General features: G+C 61.3%; 17 protein-coding genes and 4 pseudogenes. 6 read left to right on the top strand and 15 right to left on the bottom strand.

What is annotated here, in order from left to right; all coding sequences use genetic code 11:
* Window positions 1–25: 25 nt before the first annotated feature.
* Entirely contained in the window at window positions 26–1,621 is a 1,596-nt protein-coding gene (locus NKJ55_RS09805; protein WP_352449717.1) for an ABC transporter substrate-binding protein, read from the bottom strand.
* 352 nt (window positions 1,622–1,973) lie between these two features.
* Between NKJ55_RS09805 and gcvA the strand changes: the two genes are divergently transcribed.
* A complete protein-coding gene (gene gcvA, locus NKJ55_RS09810; protein WP_352449718.1) occupies window positions 1,974–2,984 on the top strand; it encodes a transcriptional regulator GcvA in 1,011 nt (336 codons plus the stop codon).
* A 31-nt stretch (window positions 2,985–3,015) separates the two neighbouring features.
* On the opposite strand, the gene NKJ55_RS09815 is transcribed toward gcvA, so the two are convergent.
* From NKJ55_RS09815 to NKJ55_RS09875, 13 genes and pseudogenes are all read right to left on the bottom strand, one after another.
* Window positions 3,016–3,876: an NADPH-dependent oxidoreductase gene (locus NKJ55_RS09815; RefSeq protein WP_352449719.1), complete on the bottom strand. Its 861-nt coding sequence runs from the start codon at window positions 3,874–3,876 to the stop codon at window positions 3,016–3,018.
* Between the two features lie 50 nt (window positions 3,877–3,926).
* Entirely contained in the window at window positions 3,927–5,021 is a 1,095-nt protein-coding gene (locus NKJ55_RS09820; RefSeq protein ID WP_352449720.1) for an LLM class flavin-dependent oxidoreductase, read from the bottom strand.
* A gap of 74 nt (window positions 5,022–5,095) precedes the next feature.
* Entirely contained in the window at window positions 5,096–6,451 is a 1,356-nt protein-coding gene (locus NKJ55_RS09825; RefSeq protein ID WP_352449721.1) for an LLM class flavin-dependent oxidoreductase, read from the bottom strand.
* A complete protein-coding gene (locus tag NKJ55_RS09830; protein ID WP_352449722.1) occupies window positions 6,448–7,629 on the bottom strand; it encodes an acyl-CoA dehydrogenase family protein in 1,182 nt (393 codons plus the stop codon). Before NKJ55_RS09830 ends, NKJ55_RS09825 begins: the two co-directional genes overlap by 4 nt.
* A gap of 4 nt (window positions 7,630–7,633) precedes the next feature.
* Window positions 7,634–7,974, bottom strand: a pseudogene (locus tag NKJ55_RS09835) (DUF3088 domain-containing protein).
* A 7-nt stretch (window positions 7,975–7,981) separates the two neighbouring features.
* On the bottom strand, window positions 7,982–9,337 hold the full coding sequence (locus NKJ55_RS09840; RefSeq protein WP_352449723.1) for an LLM class flavin-dependent oxidoreductase: 1,356 nt from the start codon (window positions 9,335–9,337) through the stop codon (window positions 7,982–7,984).
* A gap of 15 nt (window positions 9,338–9,352) precedes the next feature.
* A complete protein-coding gene (locus tag NKJ55_RS09845) occupies window positions 9,353–10,528 on the bottom strand; it encodes an acyl-CoA dehydrogenase family protein (RefSeq protein WP_352449724.1) in 1,176 nt (391 codons plus the stop codon).
* A gap of 24 nt (window positions 10,529–10,552) precedes the next feature.
* The gene (locus tag NKJ55_RS09850; protein WP_352449725.1) at window positions 10,553–11,992 is read right to left on the bottom strand and encodes an NAD(P)-binding domain-containing protein; all 1,440 of its coding nucleotides are present in this window, start codon (window positions 11,990–11,992) and stop codon (window positions 10,553–10,555) included.
* A 1,161-nt stretch (window positions 11,993–13,153) separates the two neighbouring features.
* Entirely contained in the window at window positions 13,154–15,355 is a 2,202-nt protein-coding gene (locus tag NKJ55_RS09855; protein WP_352449726.1) for a xanthine dehydrogenase family protein molybdopterin-binding subunit, read from the bottom strand.
* A gap of 3 nt (window positions 15,356–15,358) precedes the next feature.
* Complete coding sequence (locus tag NKJ55_RS09860; protein WP_352449727.1) at window positions 15,359–15,817, bottom strand: (2Fe-2S)-binding protein; 459 nt, start codon at window positions 15,815–15,817, stop codon at window positions 15,359–15,361.
* 237 nt (window positions 15,818–16,054) lie between these two features.
* A pseudogene (locus NKJ55_RS09865) lies at window positions 16,055–16,381 on the bottom strand (DUF4917 family protein); the annotation flags it as partial.
* A gap of 636 nt (window positions 16,382–17,017) precedes the next feature.
* Complete coding sequence (locus NKJ55_RS09870; RefSeq protein ID WP_352449728.1) at window positions 17,018–18,433, bottom strand: mannose-1-phosphate guanylyltransferase/mannose-6-phosphate isomerase; 1,416 nt, start codon at window positions 18,431–18,433, stop codon at window positions 17,018–17,020.
* 242 nt (window positions 18,434–18,675) lie between these two features.
* A complete protein-coding gene (locus NKJ55_RS09875; RefSeq protein WP_352449729.1) occupies window positions 18,676–19,665 on the bottom strand; it encodes a nodulation protein NodZ in 990 nt (329 codons plus the stop codon).
* A 795-nt stretch (window positions 19,666–20,460) separates the two neighbouring features.
* Here NKJ55_RS09875 and NKJ55_RS09880 point away from each other — a divergent pair.
* The 3 genes and pseudogenes from NKJ55_RS09880 (at window position 20,461) to gmd (ending at window position 22,820) form a co-directional block, all read left to right on the top strand.
* Window positions 20,461–20,589, top strand: a complete 129-nt coding sequence (locus tag NKJ55_RS09880) for a hypothetical protein (protein WP_352449730.1) — start codon at window positions 20,461–20,463, stop codon at window positions 20,587–20,589.
* A gap of 712 nt (window positions 20,590–21,301) precedes the next feature.
* Window positions 21,302–21,618 (top strand): annotated as a pseudogene (locus NKJ55_RS09885) (nodulation factor ABC transporter ATP-binding protein NodI); the annotation flags it as partial.
* A gap of 131 nt (window positions 21,619–21,749) precedes the next feature.
* A complete protein-coding gene (gene gmd, locus NKJ55_RS09890) occupies window positions 21,750–22,820 on the top strand; it encodes a GDP-mannose 4,6-dehydratase (RefSeq protein ID WP_023718702.1) in 1,071 nt (356 codons plus the stop codon).
* A gap of 124 nt (window positions 22,821–22,944) precedes the next feature.
* Here gmd and NKJ55_RS09895 read toward each other — a convergent pair.
* Window positions 22,945–23,223, bottom strand: a pseudogene (locus NKJ55_RS09895) (integrase core domain-containing protein); the annotation flags it as partial.
* 924 nt (window positions 23,224–24,147) lie between these two features.
* Between NKJ55_RS09895 and NKJ55_RS09900 the strand changes: the two are divergent.
* Complete coding sequence (locus tag NKJ55_RS09900; RefSeq protein WP_023680062.1) at window positions 24,148–24,420, top strand: hypothetical protein; 273 nt, start codon at window positions 24,148–24,150, stop codon at window positions 24,418–24,420.
* A gap of 123 nt (window positions 24,421–24,543) precedes the next feature.
* Window positions 24,544–25,242, top strand: a complete 699-nt coding sequence (locus NKJ55_RS09905; protein WP_352449731.1) for a thermonuclease family protein — start codon at window positions 24,544–24,546, stop codon at window positions 25,240–25,242.
* The last annotated feature ends 284 nt before the right edge of the window (window positions 25,243–25,526 follow it).

The following is a 25,526-nucleotide window of genomic DNA, read 5'->3' on the forward strand; positions in this document are numbered from 1 at the left end:
CCCAACCAGAGGGCTTGCAGAACGCTTAGGCGTTTGGCGCGAGCCATATCTGCGCGAAGCTGTTGTTGATCCCCTGAGCGCCGGGCGCAAAATCCCGGACCTTCTTGTTGGCGACGATCTGGGCGCCGGCGGCGACCAGATCGACCGACACCACGTCGTCATGGATGATGTGCTGGAATTTGTACCAGAGCTCGCGCCGCTTGGTCTCGTCGGGCTCGATTGCCGCGGCTTCGAGGATCTGGTCGACCTCGGCGTTTGCATAGTGGCTAGCGTTGGAGAAGACGAGGCCGATCTTGAAGTTCTTCGACCAGTAGGCGCGCTGGACGCCGAGCGTCGGATCGAAGGTGTTCGACAGCGACTCGACGACCAGGTCCCAGGCGCGGTCGGTGTAGACGGTCTTCAGGAACGTCGACAGGTCAAGCTTCAGGATCTCGGCATCGATGCCGACCGTCGCCAACGACTGCTTGATGAAATCGGCATAGGACGCCGGCAGGAACGCGTTGTAGGCAAGCCGGAGCTTGAAGCGCGTCCCATCGGCGCCACGCGGATAGCCGGCGTCGTCGAGCAGCTTCTCCGCCAGTTTGGGGTCGGGCTCGCGCGCCTTGATGCTGGGGTCATACCATTTGGGCAGCGCCGTGCTGATCGGGCTCGGCGACACCTGCGCATAACCGTAGAGCGCGATGTCGACCAGCTTCTGCAGGTCGATTGCGTGGGCGATGGCAAGGCGCACATCGCGCTTGGTCAGGATTTCGTTCTCGTAGTTGAAGAACAATTGCTGCTGTGGGCCGGAATAGGCGTAGGTGTTGGTGTCGACGACCAGAGCGGGGTTTGCCTTCAGCCGTTCGATGTCGGCCAGCGGCACGGGATTGGCGCCGATATCGATCTCGCCGGTTTCAAGAGCCGCCGAACGCGCGGCCGGGTCGAGGATGACGTGCAGGACAATGCGGTCGAGGTAGGGCCGAGGCGCGTCCCAATAGTCCGGATTGCGGTCGAAGATCAGATGGCTGCCGGGCACCCATTCCTTGAGAATGAAGGGACCGGTGCCGATCGTCTGTTCGAGCTTCGGCTGTTCCGCCGGCTTGAACGTTTCGTAGACGTGCTTCGGCACAATCGGTGATTCCGAGCTGCTCAGTGCCGTGATCAGATAGGGCGCCGGCTTTGAAAGCACGATGATTGCGGTGTGCGGATCGGGCGTCTCGACCGCGGTCACGTTTTGGTAGGTGATGCGGCCGCGCGGATGCGCCTCCTTCAGCCGGAAGATGGTGAAGGCAACGTCTTCCGACGTGAAGTCCTTGCCGTCATGCCATTTGACGCCCTCGCGCAGCTTGAAAGTGTAGCGCAGGCCGTCATCGCTGATCGACCACTCCGTCGCCAGCAGCGGTTTCGGGTTGAGGTTGTAATCGAAATCGAGCAGGCCCTCGTTCACTTTTGGACCGATCGCCTGACCAGTCCCCGAGGAGGTGTTGATGGCAATCAATGACGTGGGATCGGGATAGTAGGCCCAGTTGAGCGTACCGCCCTGAACCGGCGTGCCTTCGGCGGCGAAGGAAACCCCGGGCAATGCGAAGCTCGCACCGCCAAGCAACAGCAGCTGGTTGAAATGACGACGATTGACAGACATGGTCTTGAGCTCCGGAAAACGGCTTCGATGACATCCGGCGGCCGAACGCATTCCGGCGCCTCAGCGTGATGATCCCTGCCACGCCGCAAAACCGGAAGAATGATTTTCTATCATCTGCGGAAAGCGCCGCTTTGCGCGATCGTTTCATTCCAGGAACCGGCCCAGGATCCAGCGAAGCCGGTCGCCGACAAATCAGCGCTCCGATCTTATTCTACAAGAATAGTAGACATTACGATTTTTTAGATTTCCGTTCCCGCTGCCGCGACGCTGCGGCAAACGAAATTTTCCACCGGGCACTTTGGCGCAAAGCCCGCCCTCGTCGCGCTCGGCCTGAACGTGTTGAATGCGCTCCATGGTCGATCTCAATCGCGCAAAATCAAGGAGGCTGCGGCCGACGCTGGCGAGGCTTCCGCCGCTGACGTCGCTTCGCGCTTTTGTCGCAACCGCCCGCCACCTGAGCTTTACGCGGGCGGCCGAAGAACTCCATGTGACGCCTGCCGCCATCGGCCAGCAGATCCGCCTGCTCGAGGATCACCTCGGTCAACCGCTGTTCCATCGCAACCGCGGCGAGCTTCTGCTGACGTCGGCCGGCCAGGCGCTGATGCCCGGCCTCACCGAGGCTTTCGACGTCGTTGTCGAGTCGGTCGCGCGGATTTCCGGCGACGAGGAGGATGCGCCGATCAAAGTGTCGGTCGCGCCCTCCTTCGCCAGCAAATGGCTGATCCCGCGCCTCGACGCACTGCGCGACGCGGTACCCGGCCTAGAAGTGCTGGTCGACGCATCAACCAGGCTTGCCGACTTTGCCAGCGAAGACGTCGACTGTGTCATCCGCTACGGGTCGGGCGCCTATAGCGGCCTGCTGACGGAACGGCTGTTTTCGGAAGCGGTGCTGCCCGTCTGCAGCCCGGAATTTGCTCGCATGCACGGTCTCTATCGCGGGCCGGAGGGGCTGCGTGACGCACCGATCCTGCATGAGGACGGTCCGGAACGCGATCCAAGCTGCCCTGACTGGAAGGGCTGGCTGAGATCCAACGGCCTGTCCGGCCGCTTTGTCGAGGGCGGTATACGGCTTAGCCAATCGTCACTGGTGCTCGACGCGGCTGTGGCCGGCAAGGGCATCGGTCTCGGCAAATTCCGGCTGGCCGAGCCTGACCTTGCCGCGGGGCGGCTGGTCAGTCCGTTCGGCTCGCCGCAGCCGGTCGAGTTTTCCTATTATTTTGCGACGACGCCGCACAAGGCGAAGCTGGAGACGGTCGAGCGCTTTCATGGCTGGCTGAAGGCCGAGGCGCGCCAGCTCGGCGCTCTCGACTTCCCACCGCCGGCGGCGCTTCCGGCGCGCATCGCCATTATCGCGGCCGAATAGCCTCGCCGCGGTCTCGCGAGCAGGCGCGCGCCTATTTGAGCTTGAAGCCCAGGGCCTTCAGCACTTCGCCCAGGCGATCACGGCCTTTCAGCGCTGCTTTGCTGCCGATGCGGTTCGAAACCAACTCTGTCCAGTCCACCACAGGCATCGCCTGCTCCTGCTGGAATAAACGAAGCCTCTGGTTGTAGGCTGCAAGATCGTCCGGATCGGGCTCTGATCGATAGCGCTCGCGGTGCAGCACCACAGCCTGCGGCAGTCTGGGTTTGATGTCAGTCGCAGCCAGGAGATCGGGATAGCCGACGGTCAGGCCGAACACCGCAACGGTTTCCGGCGGGAGGCCGAGTTCGCGCGCCACCTCCTGCGGATGATTGCGCATCGCGCCGATGTAGCAGGAGCCGAGCCCGAGCGCATCGGTCGCCACCACGGCGTTCTGTGCGGCAAGTGCGGCGTCGATCACGGCCAGCAGAAAACTCTCCTGATAGTCTAGCCCCTCGCCCACCCGGCCTTTTGCCTCGGCAATGGCACGCAGCCGCGAGAGGTCGGCCAGCCAGACCAGCAGCAGCGGCGCCTGCTCGATATGGCGATTGATCGCCGCCAGTCCGGCAAGCCGCGCCTTGCGCGCCGGATCCTCGACTGCGATGACGCTCCACGCCTGGAGATTGGAAGAAGTCGGCGCCGACTGGGCGGCGGCGACGATCAGTTCCAGCGTCCCTTCGGGCAGAGGCTTGGCGAGATAATTGCGGACCGAGCGATGCGAAAGGATCGCCTCGAGGGCTTCGTTCCAGTTTCCGGTATGCGTATGTTGCGGCGCCCGGTAACGCCGCCGCAGCGCCGCTTCACCACGCAGGTCGGCGTCGGAAGGGCGGATGCTGAATGCGGCCGGCTGTGACATCGTCTTCCCTACTGGCAATCTGGCTTATTCGGTGTTCTGACGACCCCAGGTCATTCAAGAAGCGCGGCTTCTGCCCCATTGCGCAATAGCGGAAGCAACTGATCGCCCTGCCGCTTGATCTCGTAAAGATACGGCGTGTCCGAGAGCACGAAATGCTTGATGCCCAGATCCCGGTATCTGCCGAGCGAGCGGGCGACGTCGGCGGCCGAGCCGACCAGCCAGGTGGTGCCAGCGCCGCCGCCGCCATATTTGCCCGGCGCAGTATAGAGATTGTCGTCCAGCACCTCGCCGCGCGCGTGCAGATCGAGCAGACGCTGCTGGCCCACCGCTACCGCCCGACCGTGATCGTTCCAGCCGGCTCCCTGGCCCTTGGCCATCTCGTCGACCTTCGCTTCTGCGTCCGCCCAGGCCTGCCCAGCGGTGTCGCGGACCAGCGTGGTGACCCGCAACCCGAACTCCAGAGGCGGGAGGTCTCGGTCGAGTTCCCTGCTCAAGGCTTTGAGCCGCTCGATCCGCTCCCGGACGCCGTCGAGCGGCTCGCCCCAGAAGAGCTGGACATCCGCCTCGCTGGCCGACACCCGCTCCGCCGCCTCCGACGCGCCGCCGAAGTAGAGCTTGGGATGGCGACGATCGCCACGGACATGGATGCGGGGCATCACGGTAGAGCCAGTGACCTGGAAGTGCTCGCCCGCAAAGGTCACGTTCTCTTCAGTCCAAAGTCTGCGAACCAGGCGCATGAACTCTCTGGTACGGGCATAGCGATGTATCTGGTCACCTTCGCTGTCGCCATACGCAGCGAGGTTGTCCTTGCCTGACACTATGTTGATACGCACGCGACCGGCGGTCAGCTGGTCGAGCGTGGCTACGGCGGATGCGAAGTGCGCCGGCCGCCAGTATCCCGGGCGGATCGCGATGAGCGGCTCGAAGGAGGTGGTCCGCGCAGCGAGCGAGGCCGCGACGGTAAAAGTGTCGGGCCGACCCCAGCCGGTACCGATCAGCGCGCCCTTCCAGCCGTGTTCCTCAAGCGCCTTCGCGTGGCTGGTCAGCGTCTCCAGGCTGTTGTGGTTCTCGACGGCCGGCTCGCCGCGGTGACCGGGAGCGACCTGGTTCGGGATGTACCAAAGAAACTCGGTGTCAGCGCTCATTGTCGGGCCTGTATTTTGGCCGGGCATGGAGGTCAATGGCAGGACCTTCCGCTCCGTTGTATTTTTATGATCATTCAAAGGGCTGCCCCTAGCAGCCCTGGCGCCTTGCGCGGCTGCGGTGCAAAGCGGCTTTCGGGCCTGATGAGGCCGAGGTGGTCGCGCAGCGTGCGCCCTTCATATTCGCTGCGGAACAGGCCACGCCGGCGCAGGATCGGCACCACCGTGTCGACAAAGACCTCCAGTCCGGTCGGCAGGACGTCCGGCATCAGGTTGAAACCGTCGGCGGCGCCAGCGACAAACCATCTTTCGATGTCGTCGGCGATCTGCTCGGGCGTGCCGACGATGGTGCGGTGGCCGGTGCTGCCGTTCAGCGCCCGGATCAGCTGGCGAACGGTGAAATCATTGCTGCGCGCGAGCGCGAGCGTGGCCTTGAAGAAGGTGTGGCCGCCATTGGGGGGCAGTTGAATCCCTTCTGGCAGCTTCTCGTCGAGCTTCAGCCGCTCGCGATCGATGCCGAGCACGCCGGACAGCCGCCCAAGGCTGTAGTCGAGCGGAATGCGATCCCACAGCTCTTCTTGCCGCCGCTCCGCTTCCGCCTCTGTGCTGCCGATGATGGTGGCTAGGCCGGCGAGGTTGAGCGGCACGCCGCCGGTGCGGCCATAGGCGACGGCACGCGCCTTAAGTTCCCGCGCATAGCCGAGCGCTTCCTCGAAAGATTGCGATGCGGAAAACACGGCTTCGGCGTGGCGGGCGGCGAGGTCCTTGCCGTCATCGGACCCGCCGGCCTGGACGACTACCGGATGCCCTTGCGGAGAGCGCGGCACATTGTGCGGCCCATACACCGAAAAATGCGCGCCCTTGTGCTCGATGGCATGAACCTTGGCGGCATCGACGAAGCGCCCGCTGGCGACGTCGCCGATAAAGGCATCGTCCTCCCAGCTGTCCCACAATGCCTTGACGATGTCAGCGAATTCCGCCGCCCGCTCGTAACGCCGGCCATGATCGATCGCACCCGTCAGGCCGAAATTGCGGGCCGAGGCCGGGTCGGCCGTGGTCACGATGTTCCAGCCGATACGCCCGCCGCTGACATGGTCGAGCGTCGCGAAACGACGGGCGATGTTGTAGGGTTCGTTGAAGCTGGTCGATACCGTGGCGATCAGGCCGATGCGCTCGGTCGCGGCGGCTACCGTTGCCAGCACAATCGTCGGCTCCAGAGATGTGATCGGCCGATAGTCAATGCGGTCCGAGATTGCTGCCTGGTCGGCAAGGAATACGGCGTCGAGCGTTGCGCGCTCTGCGATCTTCGCCACCTGCACATAGTGGTCGACGGTGAAGGCGGCATAGGGGTCGACGCCGTCCATCCGCCATGCCGCCGGCGAGAAGCCGGCATGCAGGATGTTGACGTTGAGATGGAGCTGCCGGCCGCTCATCGAAAGACGCCGGGCTCGGGATAAGCGCCGGTCAGATACCAGGTGCCGACGGTGCGGGTCTTATATTCGGCAGGGTTGTGCAAGGTGTGAATGCGTGCGTTGCGCCAGAAGCGGTCGAAGCCGTATTTGCGCACTGCGGAGCGGGCACCCATCACCTCGAATATCTCGGTCGTGACTTCGAGCGCGACATCGCCTGCCAGCACATTGGCCGCGGCGACGGCAACCGCCGCCTCACCCCGTTCTTGCTCGGTCAGCGCCTTGCCGCGCGCGATCGCATGATCGATCGCCGTCGCCGCGCGATCGGCCAGCGCCGTCGCCGCCCGCGTCTTGACCCAGAGCTCGCCATACTGCCGCTTGATCCATGGATCGTCGATATGGCGCTCGACGCCGGAATACATCCACGGCCGCGAACTGTTGAGCGTATAATCTCGCGCCGCCAGCAGCGCGCCCTGGGCCGTGCCGACAAAGACATTGAGCAACACGCTCTGCTGCTGCAGCGGGCCGATGGTGCGGATTGGCAACGACGCGTCGACCCAACCGCGCACCAACTCGCTGTCGTGGATCCTGACGTCCTTGTAGGCGACCTTGCCGCTGCCGGTCTGCGTCTGGCCGATGCCGTCCCAGTCGTCGAGAGCGGTGATGCCTTCGCGGTTCGCGGGGATCGCCGCGAATTTCCTCTCGCCGCTGACCTCGTCTTCCCACGAGGTCGAAAGATAGTCGGCGACATGAGAGCCGGAGGCGAAGGGTTTGAAGCCGTTGACGATCGTCCACTCGCCATCTTTGCGGCCGAACAGCGTTTTGGAAAAACTGTTGCCGGTGTTGCCCCAGAACCAGTCGCCGGCAGCCGAACGCCGTAGCAGATCGGCTGAGCGCGGTTCGTCCGAATTGAGCCTGGCGGCGATCAGTGCGCTGAAATGGTAACCGTAAATATGGCCGATCGAGCCGTCGACCTTGGCGAACTCGCGGCCGATCTTCAGCGCTGTCGAATAGGGTTCGCCGGCGCCGCCGAACTCCTTGGGAATAAGGATGGTGAGCAGGCCGCTTTGCTTGAGCAGACGGATCTGTTCGACGGGCCTGCCGCCAAGCTGGTCGCGCTCGACCGCATCGCGGGCAAAGATGTCGCGCAGCTCGACCGCCCTGGCGATCCATGGATTGGAGATGTCGGGATCGAAGGTCATCGTCTCACTCATGCAGATGCGGGAAGCCGTGGCGCTCGGCAAGCAGTGCAAGAATGCGCCTGGTGTCATCGGCGAAGACCTTGCCCTTGGCCGTCGGCAAGTCGACGAGCGGATCGCTGCCGATGATCAGCACAGGCAGCGACTGGTGCCTTCGCCGAGCGCGTCGATCACCTTGCCTCTCGGCCTCGAAAACGGCACGCGCTCAACGTCGAGTCTGGCGGCGAGATCGGGAAAGGCTGCGAGCAATCCCTCAACCTGGTTGCAATAGGGGCAGACGAACGTCTGGCCCGGCTGCTTTGGGTCGGCGAAACCCGGCTGGATGAGAAAGAGCGTGTCGCGCGCCATTGCCGGCCTACTCCGCAGCCGCCGCGGCATGCCGCGAAAAGCGGTTTGCCGGCCGCTTCAGGCCGAGATTGTCGCGCAAGGTGCTGCCCTCATACTCATCGCGGAACAGGCCACGGCGGCGCAGTTCCGGCACCACCAGTTCGATGAAATCCTTCAGGCCGCCAGGCATGATCGGCGCCATGATGTTGAAGCCGTCGGCGCCGTAATTCTCGAACCGCTCTTCCATGGTGTCGGCGATCCGTTGCGGCGTGCCGACCACCTGCCAGTGGCCGCGGGCGCCTGCGATGCGCAGATAGAGCTGCCGGATCGTCAGTTTCTCGCGCCGCGCCAGATCGATCACCAGCGCTTGCCGGCTCTTGCCGGCATTGGTCTCCGGCAATTCAGGCACGGGCCCATCGAGCGGGTAAGAGCTGAGGTCGAAGCCGCCGGCCAGCGCCGAGACCAAACCGAGGCCGACTTCCGGCTGGATGAGGTCCTGCAGCTGTTCGAACTTCTCCTGCGCCTCGGCTTCGGTGCGGCCGACGACCGGGAAGATGCCAGGCAGGACCTTCAGATCATCCTCCGAGCGGCCGTATTTGCCGAGCCTGCCCTTGACGTCTGCGTAGAAGGCGGTTGCTTCGTCGAGCGTGATCTGAGCGGCGAAGATCGCTTCCGCCGTGCGCGCCGCCAGCTCTTTGCCCGGATCCGACGCCCCGGCCTGGACCACGACCGGATGACCTTGCGGCGTTCGCGGCGTGTTCAGCGGACCACGCACCTTGAAGTGCTGGCCCTTGTGGTTCAGCACGTGAAGCTTGTCCTTGTCGAAATAGCGCCCGATTGCTCTGTCGCGCGGGAAGGCGTCATCTTCCCAGCTGTCCCACAGACCGAGCACGACATCGGCGAATTCCTCGGCGCGGTCGTAGCGCTCGCCATGCTGGATATGCGTCTCGTGACCGAAATTGAACGCTGCCTCCGGATCGGACGAAGTGACCAGATTCCAGCCGGCCCGCCCGCCGCTCAGATGGTCGAGCGACGCGAACTGGCGGGCCAGATTGTAGGGATCGGAAAAACTGGTCGACGCCGTGGCGATGAGGCCGATGTTCCTGGTCACAGCCGACAGTGCCGACAGCAGCGTGATCGGCTCGAACGGATAGACGCCGCTATGCGCCTTGCGGCTGGCGGCCTCCAGATCCTTCAGCCGCGCCGCCACGCCGTCGGCAAAGAAGATGGTGTCGAACTTGGCTGCTTCCGCCAGCCGGGCAAGTTCGACATAGTCGCCGAGGCTGGTCCCCTCGCCTGCCGCCGGATGGCGCCAGGCCGCGACATGATGGCCGGTGAAAAGAAGAAACGCTCCGAGCTTTAGCTTGTCCTTGCGCCTGGCCATTTTTTTCGCGCCTCCTCAGCGGTACAGTCCGCCGGCCGGGAATTCCCCGGTCAGCAACCAGGTGCCGATCGTGCGCTTCTTGTATTCGGCGGGGTTGTGCAGCGTGTGCGTGCGCACGTTGCGCCAGAACCTGTCGTAGCCGTTGGCCTTGGTGGCCGAACGGGCGCCCATCACCTCGAAAACCTCGCTCGACGCATCGAGGCCGATTTGTCCGGCGTAGACATTGGCGGTGGCGAGATCGATCGCCGTCTGCCCGCGCCGCTCCAGGGTCAACGCCTCGCCCTGGCCATAGGCGGCATCGAGGCTGCGTGCTGCTATATCGGCCAGTTCGGCCGCGGCGAGCGTGCGGATATAGAGGTCGCCATATTTGCGTTGCACGAACGGATCGTCGGTATGTTTCTCATAGCCGGAATAGACCCAGGGGCGCGATTGCGAGACCGTATAGTCGCGGCCTTCGCTCAGCGCTCCTTGCGCGCTGCCGACGAACAGGTTGAGCAGGACCGCCTGCTGGAACAGTGACGTCAGCGTCTGGAACGGCGTCAGCGGCACCGCTGGCGAGCCGATCAGTTCGTCGTCGCCGACATGCACGTCCTTGAACGTCACCTTGCCGCTGCCGGTCTGCCGCTGGCCGACACCATCCCAGTCATCCTCGATGACGATGCCCTCACGGTCAGCCGGGATTGCGGCTGCCAGCCGGTCCTGACCGTCCTCCCAGGCAACCTGGATGTAGTCTGCGATGTGCGACCCGGAAGAGAACGGCCTGAAGCCGCTAAGGATCCAGCCCGTGCCGTTGCGCCTGGCCGTCGACGTCTTCGACATGGCGTTGCCGGAATTGCCCCAGACCCAGTTCTCCCTTGCCGAGCGTGTCAGCAGCCGGTCCTTCTGCGCCTCCGTGCCACGGAACAGCACGCCATTGAGCGGCAGATGATGGTATCCGTAGAGATGGGCGAGCGAGCCGTCGGTGCGGGCGAATTCGCGCACGACGCGCAGCACCGACAGCCAGGGTGCGCCCTTGCCGCCATAGCGCTTGGGAATCTGCGCCGACGGCAGGCCGCTTTCCTTCAGCAGGCGGATTTGCTCGACCGGCCGCCCGCCGGCCTTGTCGCGCGCCACGGCATCCCGATCGAAGATATCGCGCAGTTCGACCGCCGTGGCGACGAACGGGTCGGAAAGGTCAGGGCTGAAGGTCATCGGCGTTTGTCCATGGAAATGCGTCTATTCCGCCGCGATGGTCCGCGCCGGCCGCCAGACGGAAGCGGCATAGGCGTCTTCGCCGAACTCGGCCGGATGGCTCCCAGTTATGCGACTCTCATGGCTGTCGAGATCGGCGAGGAAGAGATCGCGGCTGATGCGCGCGACAACGGCCGGCACATCGCGCCTGATCGACGGCACATCGCCGATCGGCAGGCCGAAACTGACAAAGCCGCCGGGATTGAAGACATGGATATTCCTCAGGAATGGCGCCTCCCCCGGCGCCTTCTCGAGAAATTCATGGCCGAGGCCGAGATAAGGATGGGCGCCGAAAAATTCATCCAGCTCTGCTTCCGGCGGCGCGTACTGGTCGCGCCATAGCCGGATGGTGGCGGCGAAATCGGCGAACTCAGGCTTGCGCGTCGGGTCGGCGAAATAGCCGGTGCCGGCGACGACGAAGTCGAACGCAAACGTCTCGCCTGCGATATCGGTGACGACCTTGCCGTCTTCGACATCCGCATTTGTCCAGGGGGCACCGAGATGGAGATGAAAATTCTGGTGCCGCACCGCCCGCTCCACCGCATCGAGCGGTGGCGTCGAACCGGCCTCGCGGAAGCGCAGCGCCTGGCGCCAGCGCACCGCATCGGGCAGCAGCGGATAATTGTCATAGGCGCCGGGATAGCCGCGCACGCGGTTGATCGGCACACTGGCAATGCTGGTGCGTCTGGCGAACAGACGCACCGATTTCGCGCCGGCCTCAAGGGCAGCTCCGGCCGCATCGAATGCCGAAGCCGCCGACCCGACGACAGCGATTGCCTTGCCGTTGAGCGAGGCAAAATCGATTGCCGCAGAACTGTGTGCGACAAAGCCCTGCGGCAAGGCGGCAAGTACCGGCGGTATCACTGGACCGCCGCTGCCGCCAAAGCCATTGGCCAGAATGATCTTGCGCGCCGTTTCGATCGAGGGCCTGCCGTCGGCTTCGAGGTGGAGGCGAAAATGCCCGCCAGCCGGCTCGATGCGAATGAGACGTGTGCCGTAACGAATGCCGATGCCGAGAAAGTCGCGATACCATTTCAGGTAACTCGCCCAATCCGTCCGCGCGATGCGGTCGAAACCGGCATAGGCTTCCACACCATGGCGGGCTTCATACCATGACTGAAAGCTCAGGCCTGGCAGACCGAGTTCCGGTCCCGGCAAGCCCTTTGGCGTTCGCAGCCGGTTCATCCGTGCATGAGCGAGCCAGATGCCAGCCTTGCTTTCATCCGGTGCCGCGTCGACGACAGTGACCTTGCCAATGCCGGCACGCCTCAACGCGAAGGCAAAGGTCGCCCCCGTCTGCCCACCGCCAACGATGAAGACATTGTGGTCGATGCCTTCCCGGTCCGGCACCCAGTTCTGCGGATCGGGGCCGATCAGCCGGAGCGTTTCCCGGGCGTGGTGATCTGGATCGGTCGGTAAGGCCATTTCGGTCCCGGCTGAAGTTCAAGCGTCGCGCCAAACTCCGCCCCAGTCGGCAAACAGTCCAGAAATGTCTGCTTTGATTGCCCGGTAGTTTTTTTCACTTGCATCCGATTTCACAATCGGGAGCGCCATCGGGCAAATGGAGATCGGAGCTTCCAGGAGATGCGATACTACCCGGCCAGCGGATGACCGGGCCGCAGCCGCGGTCTACGGACCGCCGCGGCCGGTGCAATTGGTGCCGGTATTCCGCTCGCGACTGGAGCGGCGATTGGCGAAGGGTCATGAACCTGCAAGCGGATGGATCCACGCTTTGCTCCGCACAAGGGCATTTTGAGACTACGGCCGAGTTCAGAACCCGCCTAATTGCACGTCGTTGCCGCCGATTGCCGTACGCATCGCTGAAGGGTCTTTTGAAGCCGGGAGTGTTGAGCTACCTGTGACGGGTGCCATCAACGAGACGGAGAAAATCGACGAACGGGCCCAAAATCATTTCGCTAAAAGTCACGGATTTACCCGACAGCGCTCAATTCAAACCCGAAGAATTAAGCGTAACATATTGATATGTAATAATATGGTGGGCCCGGAGGGTATTCAGAAAGCCATAAAAATCAATTGGTAAGAGATCAGTGGGACTTCAGAGCATTCAAATCTTTTCCAATGTTTTTCAATGTTGTTGTCCCACTCAGAAGTGCCTCAGTCCACCAAGCCGACGCACTGAACGCCTCACTCGGAAGGGAGGTTTGCGCAAGGTGAAAGGAAGATCGCGTCGGTGTGCAGCCTTCCTGAGAAAGGTCGCGGTAGAGCCAACTGCTGACGCTCAGCGCGAAGACATCAATGTCCTGTTATGGGGCCGTCAGAGGACCGGCCGCTTCTCGCGCCCAGAAAGCGATAGCAGACATGCAATAGGTGGTACAAAAGTCTCTAGCGTGACCCTTTCGAGACATTTGCGTGCGGCATTTGCGTCTCGAAAGCGGTTCTCAGTGCTACCAGCACCAACGACCGTCTGCGGTCGTTCAGAACACGGGTTACCGTCTCTAAACCGGATATTGGACCGGGCAGCCGCCGGAAATTGATCGAATGGAGGTGATCGCCTGTCAGGAGGCGTTCAAAAACGACCTACGACCGCGATCTTCATCGCGGCCGTTTTCATGGTGTCATTCCCGGCTATGCTGACAAGTTCTTTATGATCGGCAGCTTGCGGATCGTCTTGCCCGTCGCCGCCCGTAGCGCGTTGGCGACGGCCGGGCCGATCGGCGGCACACCGGGCTCGCCAACGCCCGTGGGCGGCTCGTCGGACGGCACAATGTGCACCTCGACGCGCGGCATCTGCTCGATCCTGAGCGGCGTATAGGTGTCGTAGTTCTCTTGGTCTATGACACCGCCCGTCAGGGTCAGCTCCTCCTGGAGGATCGCGCCTAGCCCGAAGCCGATACCGCCCTCCATCTGAGCGCGGATCTGGTCAGGATTTATCGCGGTGCCGCAATCTACCGCGCAGACGACGCGGTCGACTTTGAAATCATTTGCATCGTTGAAGGTGATCTCCACCACCTCGGCGACATAGGTCGAGAGGCTTTCATGCAGGGCCACGCCGCGGAAACGGCCTTCCGGCAGAGGCTTGTCCCAGCCTGCCTTCTCAGCAGCCAATTTCAGCACGCCGGCATGCCGTGGATGGTGACCGAGCATCGACAAGCGGAAATCGACCGGATCACGGTTCGCAGCGGCGGCGAGCTCATCGATCAGGGTTTCCATTGCGTAAGCGGTGTGGGTGGAGCCTACCGAACGCCACCACAGCACTGGGATGTTCACGTCCGTCGTGGTCAGCTCGACCTTCAGGTTCGGGATCGCATAGGGCAGGTTGGTGGCGCCCTCCACGGAGGTCGGATCGATGCCGTTCTCGATCATCGCCGCAAAGGGCGAACCGCCCGCGATCGATTGGCCCACGATGTGGTCATGGAGAGCGACGACATTGCCTTCCTTGTCGAGCCCCGCCTTGACTGCGTGCACATAGACCGGCCGGTACCGCCCACCCCGCATGTCGTTCTCGCGGGTCCACTGCACCTTCACTGGCTTGCCGGGTCCCAGTGCACGCGCTGTGGAAACAGCTTCGATAATGAGATCTGCGTCCGAGACCGCTCGGCGGCCGAAGCTGCCGCCGGTCTTCATCACGTGCAGCCTCACCTTGTCCGGCGTGGTGCCGCCTACTTGAGCGGCAGCCGCCTGATAAAGGTCGGGCATCTGGTGTCCGCCCCAGACGTCGATGGTGCCGTCTTCGTTGATTCGGGCGGCCGCGTTGAGTGGCTCGATCGAAGCATGGACAAGATAGGGGAATTCGTAGTGCCCTTGGATGACTTTCTCAGCACTGGCCAACGCTGCGGGAGTGTTACCGTCGTCGCGCGCGGTGGCCGCGCCCGGATCGTCTGCTGCCTTAGTGTATTCGGCCATGATCTCGGCCGTGCCGCGCCTTTCGGCCTTCTCTTCGTTCCAGGTCACCTCCACGAGATCGCGGCCCTTGAGCGCCGTCCACATGTCCCTGCCGACCACGGCAATGCCGCGCGGCGTCTGGACGACATCGACAATGCCGTCGAGTGCCTTGGCCTTGGAGGCGTCGCAGCTCTCGATCTCAGCGCCGAATTTCGGCGGATGGATCATAACGGCCGTATTGAGTCCATCCATCTTGAGGTCGATCGTGTAGGTCTGCGCGCCATTGGTCTTGCCGGCGGAATCGTAGCGCTTGAGGCTGTCCGATCCGATCTGGGCCCACTTGTCGCGCGGCTTTAGCGGCACGTCGTCGGGAACCGGCATTCCCGCTGCGGCTTCAGCCAGGTCACCGAAGCGCGCCTGCATCCCTGAGGCGTGCGACACGACCCCGGAAGCGACTGTGATCTCGCCGGCTGGCACGTCCCACCGCTGCGCCGCGGCCGCCACCAGCATGGCCCGTGCGGCAGCACCCGCCTTGCGGTAGCGCTCCCACGACGAGCTCATCGACGTGGAGCCACCGGTTCCCTGCGCGGCCCCTCCCCAGGCGAGATTGCCGTAGAGCGCGGTATTGCCATATCCGCCGACCACGTGGACCTGCGCCCAGGCGCCGTCGAGCTCTTCCATAACCAGGGTGGCGATGCCGAAATAGGAGCCTTGTCCCATCTCGAACTGCGACGAGTGGACGACGATTCGGTTCTCCGGTGTGATCTCGACATAGGTCTGGAAGGGGTTCGCCTGGACCGTTGCAGGCGTCGTTTGTGCGTTGGTGGGCGCGGCCATCATTAGCCGGTAGCCCACGGCGAGGCCCGCGGTGGTGACGGCCGTGCCGAGGAGGAACTGGCGGCGCGTAGGCCCCACGGCATTATGCTTCGGGAGAAACTGCAACATGCCTCAAGTCTCCAGCCGGTTGGCGGTCTCGTGGATGGCCGCGCGGATGCGATGATAGGTGGCGCAGCGGCAGAGATTGCCGCTCATCGCCGAATCAATATCATCGTCCGTCGGCTTCGGCGTCTCTGTCAGGAGGGCCACGGCCGACATGATCTGGCCAGACTGGCAATAGCCGCATTGAGGTACGTCGAACTCGGCCCACACGGCCTGGACCGTTTCGCCGATCTTGCCCGACACGCCCTCAATGGTGGTGATCGAGGCTCCTTCGATGTCGCCGACTGCGGTCTGGCACGAGCGCGTCGGCATGCCGTTAACGTGAACCGTGCAAGCGCCGCACTGGGCAAGGCCGCAACCGAATTTCGTTCCTGTGAGTCCGATGCCGTCACGGATCGCCCAGAGCAGCGGCATCTCTGGATCGATGTCGAGTGTTCGCGCCTCGCCATTGAGGGTAAAAGCGACCATGGTTTGCTCTCCTTGTCCTGAGCTGGCTATCTCGTTGCGCCTCCGCCCGGCTAGGAACCGGATTCTTATTGCTGAGGCATAGCGACCACAGACTAGGATCGCGCAGCTCGAGCAACAAGCCGCTAGCTGGCAATCGCGAGATCGTGAAGTGGCTCGTGTCGAAAGGCTGGAGGCAACTGAATGTCATTTTTGGGCCGACCGGCCGGTCAGTTTCCGGCTCGATGACCTGGTTGGCAGTCATTCCGCTTCTAAGCCGAAACCCCAGACATGAACTGTAGCAGCATCATAAAAGACGACATCAAGCGGCGATTTTTCGTTGCGCTGCACCGCTAGCTCGTTCGCGTGGTTCATGATCCGCTGGTTATCCGCGGATGCTGGTTCACCATAGATGCCAACACAGAGCTTGCGAAACTTGCCACGCGCTATGCGGTTAAGGATGTGGTCGTCATTCGTAGCGAGCGAATGGCCGAAAATGAAGAAGCAATGGCTGGCGGTCTTCACATTCGCGGTGAACTGCTTGAAGCCTTGGTACAGGTAGGCATTGTGACGGATCTTCGCCTTCTTCTGGGCGCTGGTGGGCTGATGAAGGGCGGCTTAGGGTCATGATTTCCGGTTCATCGCGCTGCAATGACCCATGAGTCACAGACGCTGCATTTCGCGCTAGACCGCAGCTGCGGTATTCTCGATCATACGCTCAGCCATCCTATTCGCACCTCGTTGCCGCCGTTCGCCGCACCTATCGATCGGAGGCCTTCCAGCCTCGCGATAGCCGCGCTATGTGGCTGCACACGACGAACAGGAGCAAGATTGGACACATAGAAGCCAGCACAAGATCGCCCTCCCCCTGTCCTTGCTCGTTTTCAACGAAAACAATCAAACTGAGTGCTGCGGGAATAGCGAGCTCGATTTGGCCCACTTCAGAGCGAAGTCGGCCATAAGCCATTGATACAATTTTGGTGGGCCCTGAGGGTGCTTGGAAAGTCAGAAATATCAAAGGCTATTCGACAGTGGGACTGTGTTGCGTTACTATGCTCTCCGGTCTTTTCCGGTTGATTTGTCCCACCCTGATGCCGATTGCGGTCATTGCCGCTGCCTTGGTCAATTCCCGATTCTACAAGCATCCGGTCCTGAGTGGGCAGACGGCCTTCCTAGTGGTAATTAGTCAGCGACACGTTGACCGTTCTCGTCATGCGGGTGAATCTACGTTCGACCATATACGTCGTCGAAGCGAACGATATCATCCTCGCCGAGATAATCGCCGCTCTGCACTTCAATGATCACCAGGTCAATTCTGCCTGGGTTCTCCAGCCGATGCTTATGGCCGCAGGGGATGTAGGCTGATTGGTTTGTCGCCAGGAACAACTCCTGCTCGCCATTGACGATTTTCGCGGAGCCGCTGACCACGACCCAGTGCTCCGAACGATGATAGTGCATCTGCAGGCTCAGCCGCCGACCGGGCTTCACCTCGATGCGTTTGATCTTGAAGCGCTCGCCTTCCTCAAGAACCGTGTAGGTACCCCACGGCCGGTGTACCGTGCTATGGACCAGGTGAGCTTCATGTCCTGAAGCCTTGAGGCCCTCGAACAGCTTCTTGACGTCCTGAACGCGGTCGCGGGATGCGACAAGCAAAGCGTCCGGGGAATCGACGATCACCAGATCGCTGACACCGACCGTGCCGATGACGCGCTTGTCGGAGCTCACATAGCTGCCGGTCGTGTCGACCATATGCACATCGCCGCGTATCCTGTTCCCGCTTTCGTCGGGGGCGATCAAATCGGCCATTGCGTTCCAGGATCCGATGTCGTTCCAATCCATGTCGCAGGCAACCACGGCAAGTTTGTTCGTCTTCTCCATGACAGCGTGGTCGAGCGAGATTCGCGGGGCGGAGCCGAAATGCTCAGGCGCGAGTTCGATTTTGGCAAAGCCTTCGCCTTGACTGAAGCGCCCGTTCTCGTAGCTGTCGGAGACGGCCTGGATCACCGCGGGGCAATGCGATGCCATCTCGTCGAGCATGGTTTGTGCGCTAAAGCAGAAAATGCCGGCGTTCCAGAAGAAGCGCTTGGACGCGACATAGGCTTTGGCTGTGTCCAGATCCGGTTTTTCAACGAAACGGACGACTTTCTCACCATCCGCTTCGATATAGCCGAATGCCGTGTCCGGTCTGGTTGGGGTGATGCCCAATGTGGCGATCCGCCCGAGCTTCGCATGTTCGATGGCCCGGCACATGACGTCTAAAAATGCAGGCAGGTTGCCAACCATGTGATCGGCTGGGAAGACGCATAGAATCGCGTCAGGGCCTTGCGTTGCCTTGGCATGGATGGCGGCTGCCGCAACGGCTGCGGCCGTATCCCGGCCTTCAGGCTCGAGCAGAAAGGTGCGTGGCAGGACCACGGAATCTAGTTCGTCGAACTCGTCCTTGGTAAGGAAGAGGTGTTCCCCAGATGTCACGGCGACGAGTTCCACTACGCCCTTTATCGAACCGACGCGCAGCACAGTGTGCTGAATGAGAGAATGTCCATCTGCTACTTTAAGGAAAGGTTTGGGGTGCGATTGCCTCGAAGCGGGCCATAGCCGCGATCCGGCTCCACCGCTGATGATGACGGGAACCACTTTCATTAAACAACCTCGATTTCGTCTCTGGAGTGATTGCCCGCGCCCTTTCGAGCGTTAGCGTCACGATCGCCGTCGCTCTGGCTTGGTCTGCGGCCTCCGAGTAACAGCGAAGTTCTGGCGCGTTGCCGAACGGCCTCAGATGACGACGCTATCGGTATCGTACGACGCTTCCATGGCTGCGATGAGAAATGGACATTCAACTATGCCTGTTGGTTGCATCCGCCGAATTGTGCAGGTGGCGGGTCTTAACTGAGACCAGAGATTCTTTGGCTGTCCTCTATCAAAATCAAACGACTTGGCTCCTTCAGATCGAACTCAATTACCCGTGGTACGAAAAGGCGTGCATATCGTGTAAAGGCGCTCGTCGGAGGAAACCGAATTACAGTATCGCAGCGCCCGAGAAGATACATCTCAACGAGGGCGGAAATTGCGCCGTCCATCCCAAGTGCTGCAGTGTGTAAGGGGCCGTCTTGATCGGATCGGAAATGCTTGGGGACGGTGAGAAGATCGGGAAACTTGGCCGACAGATGATCCAGGATTTGCGCGCTGTCCGTGCACAAGAACAGCCGCACAGGCTTGGGGTGCGGTAACGCTTTAGCCTTATCAACCGCAGTGCACACTTGTCGAACGGCGAACTCCGGATCGGCCCAGTAGGGCGCATGGTCCATGATGTCTTCACCGTTACCATGTCGAACATGAACCCCGATGATGCTGTGCCCCTCAAAACATTCTTGGTATATGGCATCTATGCGTGTTTGAATTTCAGACCGAGGCTTGACACTCTGGAAGACCTGCCGCTCGGCATCCTCATCGCAGCGCCACATCAAGCAAGCGTCACACACTACTGTATTCGCTTCGACATCGTGTTCGGCCTGAAAGAGCTCGCCCAACTCGTCGCGCTCTTGGAAAATCTGCTCATCTGGGCGGTAAAGGCAGTCGATCGCTGGCCTATTCCACCATTCCGGGAAGAATGGACCCGGGAAGGAAAAGTCGTTGATCCGGTCGTCGCAAATAGCCGGTACGCCAGCGATGTCATTGATCGGTTGGAAGAACACCGTAAAGGCATTTGTGAAGGGTTGGTCGAGATAGCAGGACCCGCGCCAGTCGACGGCTAGCGTTCGTCCCGACCGCTGAGCGTAGCGCCAAGCGGCCGCCAGCGACCACAGACAATCACCGAACCCCGTACGCCTCTGAGAGACGACGAACCTGCGCTTTACCAATCCACTGACCTGCATTTTCGGAAATCTCGTTTCAGAGACGAGGTTGCATCTGGCTTGGGATCTCTTAATCGATACTAGTCGACCGTTACGCCGGGCGATTTGGTAGAGGCTGCGCGTGGGGCAGAAGAGCTCCTCAGCACTGCCTATCCTTATCTCTGTGACGCTCGCAAATCTTGACGCCGGGTACGCTCGCTTCCGGTTTAAATTCAGCGTTCTCTAATGCGCCCGGCGACATGTGTAAAATTGATTGCGTGAATGTGGCCCATCCATGTGATGGATACTAAGGCGTTCCTTGACCATGAGCCTCTGCTGACGTGGGGCCGCGCTTTGCTAAGCGAAACAACCGGTCGAGACAGTCCACAAAGTCCCTTTTTCAAGTCCAATTCTTAACTGCCTCAACGTAACATGTCATTTGCGGGCGTTTCCTGAAGGACGGATGTGCAGGACCCGCCAGCCGTGAATGTCAGGCGCAGGCCATCCACGTCATTTATGGCCATCATGGCGTCTGGTCCCATCGAAAGATGCGACACGGCGCCCTCTGACGCTTTCAAGTGCGCCAACATGGCGCAATTCCTGCCGGATAGCTTTCGAGCCGGCTGGACTGAGCGACTGGCACGCGATGCTGTGCGACGATGTCCGGGAGAGGAATTTTGGCGTCTGCAGCCATGTGGAGGATCGTTCCGACGGTTCTGCGGGTTCTCGGTGTCAGAGCGGACACCTGTGCGAACCCGCTCTCGTCCGTTTTCGACAGGCCCTTGAGGTTCATGACCCTGTTGTTCGCCGAGATCACCCGCCAGTTCAGCGATCCAGGTGAAGATCGGCACGCCTGTCGATGCGGCGATCATCGCCTCGGCCAGCGAAGATGATGAAGAGGGCCATTGGGTCAAGTACAAGCGCCGACCAGCGTTTCATTGCTTCAAAGCCCATTTCGGTGCCTAGGCCGATACGGCCCTTGTCGAGGAGATCGCCGTCACGGCGCCCACACCGAGGACGGCAACGCCGTTCCTGATGCTCTGCCCGACAATCCCGGCGAAGTGTTTGCCGACAGCGCCTACCGAGGCAATCATCTCGGCGACGCGGTGCGCGCCAAGGGTGGAAGGCCGCGCATCGTCGCAACCGCTATGTGGGGGCGCGACGAGGCCGAGAGCTTGACGCCTGGAACCAACCGATCCACAGAATTTGTACTCGGATCGAGAAGATCTTCGGCACCTGTAGCCGGATGCGATGGCGAGGGCTGGCAAAGGCGGCCGTTCAAATTCGCCGCACTGCGATCGCCTCCAGTATGAATCCCAGTTTGATGGTCGCCTCGTCCCGCCCATCGTTGAAGCCCAGCCACCGTTTTCGGGCTAGCGCGCCCGAAATTCTTTGGAGGTCAATACGTAATGCCTACCCGGCTTTTCCCCGCCGTCTCAGATTGCGGTTCGCCCAAAGCCCCCGACTGCCACGAACTTTGTCTTCGCGCGGAGCGAAACCTCGCGCCCACGACTTTGTGCCGCCGATGTGCCGCGCTGCCCTGTCAAACAATCCATTTTATGGATGCACCTCATCCAAACAATCGATTTCACTGATCAAAACAATTTCCATTAGAAGACGCTGAAGCAGGCAAAGATTACTTGGTCAGCGCAAAAGAGGGATGGTGGAGTTCTAGTGTGGCTTGGACCCACATGCTCGCCATTTTATCTGGGAACGGCTACGTGCCCTGCTGGCGCAGGGCAATACGATTCTAGTGGCCACCAACTTCGTGGAAGAAGCGGAGCGGCTATGCAACCGACTGTGCGTGCTTGAGAACGGATGTAGAATCCCAGAAGGGCGTCCTAACTCGCTGATTGATGAGCAAATCGGGTGCGACGTGATTGAAATCTATGTCGCTCACCCCGTGAGCTGAGTTCGGCACTCAGGCCGCATGTGCGACTTAGGCAGGTTAGCGGCGAGACTCTGTTTTGCTATGCCTCCAAGCAGGAGCAGGTGTGCTCGCTGGCTGACACTGTCAATGACGAGCTCCGCGCCACATCTGTCGAAATCCTACCATAGGGTATGAGGCGGGCCGCCGGTGTGGCGAGCCAGATTCGAAACTTCAACTACCATAGAGCAGGAAGAAAATGGGCGAGAACAGGAAAGTTGCTCTGGTTACGGGCATAACGGGACAGGATGGTGCCTATCTCACGCGTCTTCTGCTGGAAAAAGGCTACGTCGTTCATGGGATTAAGCGACGTTCCTCTTCCTTCAACACGGGTCGCATCGAAGACATCTACCAAGACCCGCACGATCCCGATCCGCGCCTAATTTTGCATTACGGTGACCTCACTGATGCGACTAATCTCATCCGAGTAGTTCAGGAATCCCAGCCAGACGAGATTTACAACTTGGCCGCTCAGAGCCATGTCCAGGTGTCGTTCGAAACGCCGGAATACACAGCAAACGCCGACGGTATCGGAACATTGCGACTTCTTGAGGCGATCCGCCTCCTCGGTCTGAAGGACAAGACCCGCTTCTATCAGGCCTCGACTTCAGAGCTCTACGGCCTCGTGCAATCCGTACCGCAGAACGAAACAACGCCCTTTTATCCGCGCAGCCCTTACGCCGCCGCCAAGCTCTACGCCTACTGGATCGTGGTCAACTATCGCGAGGCCTATGGTATCCATGCTTCCAACGGCATTCTCTTCAATCATGAAAGCCCACTGCGCGGCGAAACTTTTGTGACGCGCAAGATCACCCGCGCCGCCGCTGCTATCTACCTCGGCAAGCAGGACAAGCTTTATCTCGGCAATCTCGATGCTCAACGCGATTGGGGCCATGCGCGTGAGTACGTGCGTGGTATGTGGATGATGATGCAGCAGGATCAACCGGATGATTACGTGCTGGCGACGGGCAAGACGACCCCTGTCCGCCAATTCGTCGAATGGGTTTTCGAAGATGTCGGCGTCGAGCTCGAATGGCGTGGTGAGGGAGTCGACGAAAAGGGCTATGATGTCGAGACCGGCAGATGCCTAGTCCAGGTAGACCCACGCTACTTCCGCCCCACGGAAGTCGATCTTCTCCTGGGCGATGCCACCAAGGCGAAGGAGAAGCTCGGCTGGGTGCATGAGACATCCGTGCGCGAGCTCGCCGCGGAAATGGTGCGGGAAGACCTCAAGGTCATGCAGACATCGGTAATCATGAAGGAAGCATAATGTGCGATCTGAAGGGAAAAGCCGTGTGGGTCGCGGGCCACAAGCATGGTGGGCAGCGCTGTTGTAGGCCGCCTCGCGTCTGAAGACTGCAAAGTTATGGCCGCCCTGACGTTTCCCCCAAATTTTATCCAGTCGTGAGTTCGTTTCCGGGGGTGGATTTGCCCTGATGGCCGGTGGACGCGACGGGTGCTGGCGCGGAGCGTTTCACGTTGCGCAGCGCGAGCGACCGTCGCGGGTTGAAGGTCGATGCACATTCGTTGGGTGTCTGCCATCCGATGTGCGAGTGCGGACGCGCGCCGTTGTAATCGGCGCGCCATACATTGAGCCTCGCGCGGGCCTGGGCCAGGGACGTGAACCGCGTCTCGTTGAGGAGTTCATCGCGAAGGGGGCCGTTGAAGCTCTCGCGTTAGGGTCCTAGCCAACCTCCGACTGTGAACTCGCGGAAGCGATTTACGGCAAGCGCACACAGCAGCTCGTCCACGGCGTTCGTACATGAAGTTTGGAAACTTATAATACTGGTACACACCTCCATGGGGGAACATTATCTCCAATATCTCAGCGATTGCCGGATAGCTATCTGCCTTCACCTACCTCGGCCTAGAGTGCAGAATCTTGGCCGAATGAACTCGGCGCTCTTGCTGCACACCAATGGTCCGTCCCGCGCGAAGTGCGATCATACCGCCGCAGCTTACCTTCAAATCCGGCACTGGCGAGGATCTAGATCCAAGCCGACGGCGCCGGGCATCAAATAAAAAGCCGCCGACCGAAGCCAGCGGGCTTGATTGGGATGGCCCGCGCGGACGGTCAAGACTGCGCCGGCCGACCATGGCGGAGGGACCACCTTGGTCAACGGCACGGCCCGATGACGGCGTGCCGATGTACCACAACATGCGGCGAGATAGAGCCTTCCGGCGTCGCGGAAAAAAAGCCCGCCGGTTTTGAGCCAGCGGGCAAGTTCTGGAGTGGCTGAGATCAACCCAGCATCAGTCAACGACCGGCGGAAGGGTTGGTTGCAGTGGATGCCAGCTAGCCGCAGCATGCTGTGAATCGTAGCAAAGTGAAAAACAAAACTCTGGACTTCTAGGTCGGACTCGCCCCAATATTTGTTTGGGGGATTCACATGAAAATTGGAGCACTCATCGCAAGTGCAGCCCTGTGCGTCAGCGGCTGCTCTACGAGCGCTGTCGTGTCGGACAGCGATCTCACGGCAATGAATACGGTTGCGCTATGTCACGTTCTCGCCAGCAGCACGGACGAACAGTATCGTAGCAGGGTAGCGGCCCTTCTAGTGCGCAGGGGCGCAACAGCAGAGAAGTGCACCAGGCTTGTGCAAACCGACAATGCTGTCGCGACAGGCATAGCGATCGCGGCTGTCGGCGGCGCAGCTGTGGGTGTCGCTGCCAACAACGGCTATGGAGGCGGAACATATTACCGGCCACCGCCACCACAAACCTATGGCGTCGCGTGGGACCAATTCTATGGCCAGAACTACAGCGTTATCTGGCGCTGCCGCGACCGGTCCACCGGGCGGTTCCTTGACGATTACTATTGCGCCGGCCTGCCCATGGTCGACAGCGCATGGCCGGGCTGGTCGGCGTAGCGGATGAGCAGGCCATACCGCAAATATCGATCCAATCGGTGGCAGAGACCCACCGGTGCCAAGCTGTGGCGGCGCCAACTTGCGAGCGTGCCGGCAATGCTCGGTCTTACGGCAGCGGCGGCGGTGGCCGCCTTCCTGGCGCCGTCGGGCGCGCAACGTAGCGACGATGCATCAAAGGCCAGCCCACGAAGGGCGGCGCCCGCCTCGCTTACCGGTGTCGCTTCCGTCATTGACGGCGATACGATCGAAATCCACGGCCAGCGCGTCCGCTTCAACGGCATCGACGCGCCAGAGAGCCGGCAGCTGTGCCGCGATGCGAATGGCGCCGAGTATCCTTGCGGCCGGCGATCGGCCGAAGCGCTGGACACTTTCCTGGCCGCGTCGAGGCCGCTCGAATGCACATTCGCGACGTGGGACCGCTACCACCGCTTTGTCGGCGATTGTCGGCGCGCCGACGGCGCGGGCGTGGCCGCCTGGATGGTCAAGCACGGCCAGGCGCTGGATTGGCCTCACTACAGCCAGGGCGCCTATGGGGGGCAGCAGGCGCAAGCCCAAGCCTCAAAGATCGGCCTGTGGGCCGGGACGTTTCAGGCACCCTGGGAATGGCGCGCTGCGCACGCCGACGGCGCGGCGCCGTCGAGTCGCCCGCTGGGCATCATCAGCCGTAAGCTGGTCGCGCAGAGCGGCTATTCTTGCGAGCCGCGGAGAACGTGCAAGCAGATCGGTTCCTGCGACGAAGCCAACTGGTACCTGCAAAACTGCTCATGGGGCGGAAAACTCGATCGCGACAAGGATGGGATCCCATGCGAAACACTCTGCTAGCTGAAATGTAACGGAGTAAGCGCGCTACGGCCTGTTCGGCTTTCCGCTTACACCGATCCAACGAAGACCATGCATGGGCGACGCGGTCTGCTAACCCCATTTTTTGACGAGGTATTCTATATCTGAAGGGCAGAAAAAGTTATTGCGACAATAGAGAGACAATAGAGAGAAGACGCCTTAACTAAGACGTTCAAAACCGTTAAGTGTATGCTGGCAGGCGATCAAGGCGTGATGTTGCCCTGTCGGGGGGGCGAGTAAAATGCAGACTGTGATGAGTCAAAAGC

This window comes from Mesorhizobium sp. M0106 (genome assembly GCF_040322715.1).
Classification (GTDB): domain Bacteria; phylum Pseudomonadota; class Alphaproteobacteria; order Rhizobiales; family Rhizobiaceae; genus Mesorhizobium.